Source organism: Streptomyces sp. MB09-02B, assembly GCF_033794485.1.
GTDB lineage: Bacteria > Actinomycetota > Actinomycetes > Streptomycetales > Streptomycetaceae > Streptomyces.
The window spans coordinates 1-5,050 of sequence record NZ_JARGEE010000555.1; the positions used below are offsets into that span (position 1 = coordinate 1).

The window sequence follows — 5,050 nt, forward strand, 5'->3', positions numbered from 1 at the left end:
TTTCAGGGGCGCGGGGAACTGCGCGAGAAGCCCCACTCACCCGCACCCGCCGACGAGACAGGCACCCCCGAGCTACTGGGCGCCCTCGGCCACATCCTTCGCGCTGAGCGCCAGCTCGTTGTTCACGGTGAAATACGGCCGCACCCGCGTCCGCCCCCGCTCCTCGTGCTCGAACTCCTGCCCAGGCACCAGATCGGTCTTCCGCCGCTCCACCACGTCGCCCCCGATCCGCCCCACCGGCACCTCGCCCAGCCGCAGATCCCACAGATCGTGCTCGACACTCCGCCGAGCCATGAGCTCGCCGTAAGGGACGGTGAACCGGAACCCCCGCTCCCCCTCCCCCACGGCCCACGCGGCCACGGTGAAGTCGTACGCGCTGTCGGCCCGCGACACCACCCGCACCACGGCCCCGGTGGCGACGGGCTCGGCGCCCCCGAGGACCGTGCCGGTCACGGTCACCGCCCCCTCCCCCACCTCGACCGCGTCGATCTCCGCGTGCGCGGGCCGCAGCCACGTCCGCAGCGCGAGGAAGCCGTCGACGGTCGGGTACGGGATCCACGCCCCGACCCCCCGCTGGTCCACCGACGGCGGCCGCCCGACCAGCGCGGCCTGCTCCACCAGCCGTGCGCGCAACCGCACCCGCTTGTTCGTGCCGCGCGGCGCGACGTAGCAGTCCCAGCGGCCCTCGGCGAGGGTGTGCTCGGCGGGGTGCAGGGTCGCCCGGACCACGGTGTCCGGCGCGTCGGCACTCGGCAGCACCGGCACCACGACCTGCCGCTTGCCGGGGTCGCGGCGCAGCCGGGCGATGAAGTCGAGGGGCCCGGCGGGCAGCTCGGCCGGGTCGAGGAGGACGGTGAGGCCCCCGTCGCCGAGGGCGCGGGTGTGCGCGGCGGGCGTGGGAGCGCTCCCGTCGGCCTCCGCGGCGGGGACGACCTTCGTGGGGCGGGGCCGGACGACGCGGGCGGCGAGCCGTTTCAGCCGGGCGGCGCCGTCCCAGCCGCGGCGCCGGGGCCCGGAGAGCTCCTCGAAGAGGGTCTCGTAGCGCCGGGCGATGGCGGCGGGGGCGTAGGTCTCGGCCTTCGTGAGGGCCGCCTTGCCGAGCCGTTCGCGCAGGGCCTCGTCGGTGACGACGCGGTTCAGCGCGTCGGCGTAGGCGTCGACGTCCCCGTCGAGCGGGACGAGGATGCCGTCCTGGCCATGGGTGATGATCTCGCCGGGTCCGTGCGGGCAGTCCGTGGCGACGACCGGGACGCCGCAGTGCATGGCCTCGACGATGGTCATGCCGAAGGACTCCATGTCGGAGGAGACGGCGGCGACGGCGCCCTTGGCCCATTCGGTCTCGATCGGGGAGACCGCTCCCATGAGGAACACCCGGTCGTGCAACCCGAGCCGGTCGATCAGCTGGCGCAGGTTCTCCTTCTGCGGACCGCGTCCGTAGATGCGCAGGGTCCAGCCGGGGTGGTCGGCGGCGACCTTGGCGAAGGCGTTCACCAGCCGGTCGTACCGCTTGATGGGGATGAGCCGGCCGGCGGCGACGATGACCCGGGAGTCGAGGGTGGAGCGTTCGACGGCGGGGGCCTGGACGCCGTTGGGGACGCAGACGATGGTGGTGGTGACGTCGGGCAGGGCGGCGCGGTACTGGGCGGCGTCGGCCTCGGAGACGGTGACGTAGGCGTCGAGTCCGCCGATCGCCTGGTTCTGGTTGCTCCGCAGCGGTTCCCGGTACTGGTCGAGGCTGAGGTGTTCCTGGCCGACCCGCAGATAGCGGCGGTGGCCGTCGCGGGCGAGGTAGCCGTTGAGGTCGGGGCGGGTGGCGATGACGACGTCGGCCTGGGTGTCGGCGAGGAAGCCGCCGATGCGTTCGTCCTGGAGCCCGGTGTAGGGCAGGTTCCCGGTGGCCCCGGTGTACGGGAACATCGTGCCGGGGCGCTGGGTGAGCGGGTGGTCGCCCTCGTACCCGGGGCCGCCTTCCCGCAGGTCGATCAGCGAGGTCAGGCGGACGCGCGGGTCGAACGGGAGGGCCGGTTCGTCGCGGGAGCGGTGGACGCTGACGACCTCCACCTCGTGCCGGTCGGCGAACGCGGCGGACAGGTTGGCGGTCGAGCGGATGGTGCCTCCGATGCCGAAGGCGTTGTTGATCAGGAATGCGATCTTCATATGTTTTCCCCCAGGTGACCCGCCCGCGGGCGGGCGGCATCGCGCCCGCACCCCCTGGCGGTCAGGCATGGGGTGCGCGCGGGCGCGGCTATATACGCGATGTGTGGTCGACAATCAAGAAATGAATGATTCGGCGCAGCGGAAATCGGCCGACCGGGTAATCCGCGTGGCGATACGCAGGGTGAAATCCCGACCGGACGACAAAAAGCCTATGTGGCGCGCGTCACAAACCCCGTCAACGCGCCGAGCAGCTCAGCAGACAACCACTGGCCCAGATCCCCCCTGGTCACAGCACGAACTCCCGCATCCCCGAACAGCCGGCGGGAGACAACAAAAAGTGAACCGAGAATATATCCATCACAAAGGAAAACCAAAGAACAATATCGGCCACTCCCGCACCGGAGGCATCAGGAACCAGCGAGCCGCACGGAATGCAAAACTCCGTTTTGGCTACGGGATTTCGAACGAAGCGGGCCGCAGCGGGGTCGTTTCCAGAACGTCCGCCGCCATCCGCCCGGCCGGTCCCGCCGTCTGTTCGGCGATGCGCCGGAAGGTGTCCTGGGCCTGCCGCGCGGGCCAGTCCGCCGGCAGGTGCTGCACAGGCAGGCGCGGATCGGTACGGATGACGCGCAGCCACTCGGCGACCAGGCGCAGCCGGGTGGCGATCGGGTCGGCCTCGGCGACGTCGGCGGTGGTCCACCGCTTGTCGAAGGCGACGTACCGCGCGGCGAGCATCGCCAGGTCCCAGCTCTCGCGGATCATCAGGCCGATGTCGGTGAACTCGTCGGCCTGTGCGTGGAACACCTTCACGTGCGCGTCCAGCCCCAGCTCCGACACGATCTCCCGGACGTCGACCCGACCCGGGGCGATCCACAGCCCGCTGTAGAGGGCGCCGAACCCGGACCAGGTGAGCCGGGAGCGCAGGTCGTGCCGCTGTCGCTGCCAGGACTCGGGAAGGGAGAACCCGAGGAGAGTCCAGGTGCCGTCCCAGTCCTCGTTCACCGCGCCGTCGCGCCAGATGCGCTGACCGCCGTCGCTCAGGATGTCCTCCGCGTGCGGGGTGAGGCCGAAGAACATGCGCCGACCCTCCCGTTGGCGCCGCAGCAGCCCCCGGTTGACCATCCGGGTGAGGGTCGACCGCACGGCCTGCTCGCCCGTGCCGACGCGCCCGAGCACGTCGATGATGCTCCCCGAGTACACCCCGAGGCTGCTCTCCCCCCGGTCCAGCACGTGATTCCCGAAGAAGGAGAGCACCAGCGACTGCGGCCGCAACTGCGGCACGTCGACGACCTCGGCATCCAGGATCTCGTCCTCCACAGCGCAAGGGTACGGCGGTGGTCGGGGGCCGGTCAGGGGGTGAGGCAGGGTTACGTCAGGGGTGCGCTCCGACGGCGACGCGGACTGTCCGGGGCCCGGGGAACGGCGGGCGGGAACGGTGGGCACGTTGCTCGGCCACGGGCCGGTCGGGCTTCTCGCGCGGTTCCCCGGGGCCCTGGCGGGAGCGACCGGACCCCGGCCCCGAGCAAGCCCCGGCTAGGAGGCCATCTCCTTCTTCGCGGCACCCGCGGGCGCGGTCGCCTCGCCCAGCGACTCCCGGTGGGTCTCCCGGACGAACCACACCGTCACGGCGGTGATCGCCGCACCCCCGCAGATCAACAGCGACACCGGCGTACTGGAGCCCCCGTTCGCGGCCACCAGACTCCCCGCGATCATCGGCGAGAACCCGGCCCCGATCAGCGTCGCCAGCTGGTACCCCAGCGACGCCCCCGTGTAGCGCACCCGGGTCCCGAACATCTCCGTCAGCAACGCCCCCAGCGGCCCGTACATCATCGACTGCGCGATGCCGTGCCCCAGCACCACGGCCAGGACCAGCAGCCCCGGCGAGCGCGAGTCCACCAACGCCAGCACCGGGAACGCCAGCCCGGCCGAGGCCAGCGCACCGGCCAGGACCACCGGCCGGCGCCCGATCCGGTCCGACAACGCCGACGCACACGGCAGCACCACCAGCGCCACCGCCGCCGAGACCGTCAGCGCGCTCAACACCTGCGGCCGCGCGTACCCGATGCCCGTCGCGTACGCGATCAGATAGCTCGTCAGCAGCGACTGCGCCGTGAACGCGCCGATCCCCACACACGCCGCCAGCACCAGTGCCCGCGGCCGGCGCATCACATCCAGCAACGGCATCCGCGACCGGTCCTTCTTCACCTGGGTGAACAGCGGACTCTCCACCACCTTCAGCCGCACGAAGAGCCCCACCCCCAGCAACACCACGCTCAGCAGGAACGGCACCCGCCACCCCCATGCCGCGAACTCCTCCCGGTCCATCGCCACCACCAGCGTCACCACCAGCGACGACAACAACGAGCCCAGCGGCGCACCCATCTGCGTGAAGCTCGACCACAACCCGCGCCGCCGCTCCCCCGCGTGCTCGACGACCATCAGCGTGGCCCCGCCCCACTCACCACCGATCGCGATCCCCTGCAGCACCCGGAGCGTGATCAGCAGCACCGGCGCCCAGACCCCGATGGTGTCGTAGGTCGGCAGCAGCCCGATCAGGAAACTCGCACCGCCCATCAGCCCCATCGTCAGCAACAGCATCGACTTACGGCCCAGCCGGTCACCGAAGTGCCCGAACACGATCCCGCCCAGCGGACGCGCCACATACCCCGCGGCGAACGTCCCGAACGCGGCGATCGTGCCCACGGCCGGGTCCGCACCCGGAAAGAACAACTCACCGAACACGAGCGCGGCGACGGTGCCGTAGACGAGGAAGTCGTAGAACTCCACAGCGGTGCCCAGCAACCCGGACAGCGCCACACGACGCAACTGCCGGGTGCGCGCGGCCTGCTCGGCGCGCTCGGCTGGATTGGGGAGGGGGGACGGGGACGAGGAG

Annotated in this window: 3 protein-coding genes; all 3 read right to left on the reverse strand. The window is 71.5% G+C overall.

Translation table 11 applies throughout. The features are described from left to right. Positions 1-72: 72 nt before the first annotated feature. Positions 73-2,157, reverse strand: coding sequence for a glycosyltransferase family 4 protein (locus tag P1P70_RS40455; protein WP_319246854.1), 2,085 nt, complete (start codon positions 2,155-2,157; stop codon positions 73-75). Between the two features lie 450 nt (positions 2,158-2,607). After that, the gene (locus tag P1P70_RS40460; protein ID WP_319246855.1) at positions 2,608-3,474 is read right to left on the reverse strand and encodes a PaaX family transcriptional regulator C-terminal domain-containing protein; all 867 of its coding nucleotides are present in this window, start codon (positions 3,472-3,474) and stop codon (positions 2,608-2,610) included. A gap of 216 nt (positions 3,475-3,690) precedes the next feature. Further along, positions 3,691-5,050, reverse strand: a 1,360-nt coding sequence (locus P1P70_RS40465) for an MFS transporter (RefSeq protein WP_413471659.1), incomplete at its 5' end; no start/stop codon positions are given.

Excerpts from the sequence above, each read along its gene's own strand:
- P1P70_RS40455 (WP_319246854.1), bottom strand. The coding sequence starts at position 2,157 with ATGAAGATCGCATTCCTGATCAACAACGCCTTCGGCATCGGAGGCACC.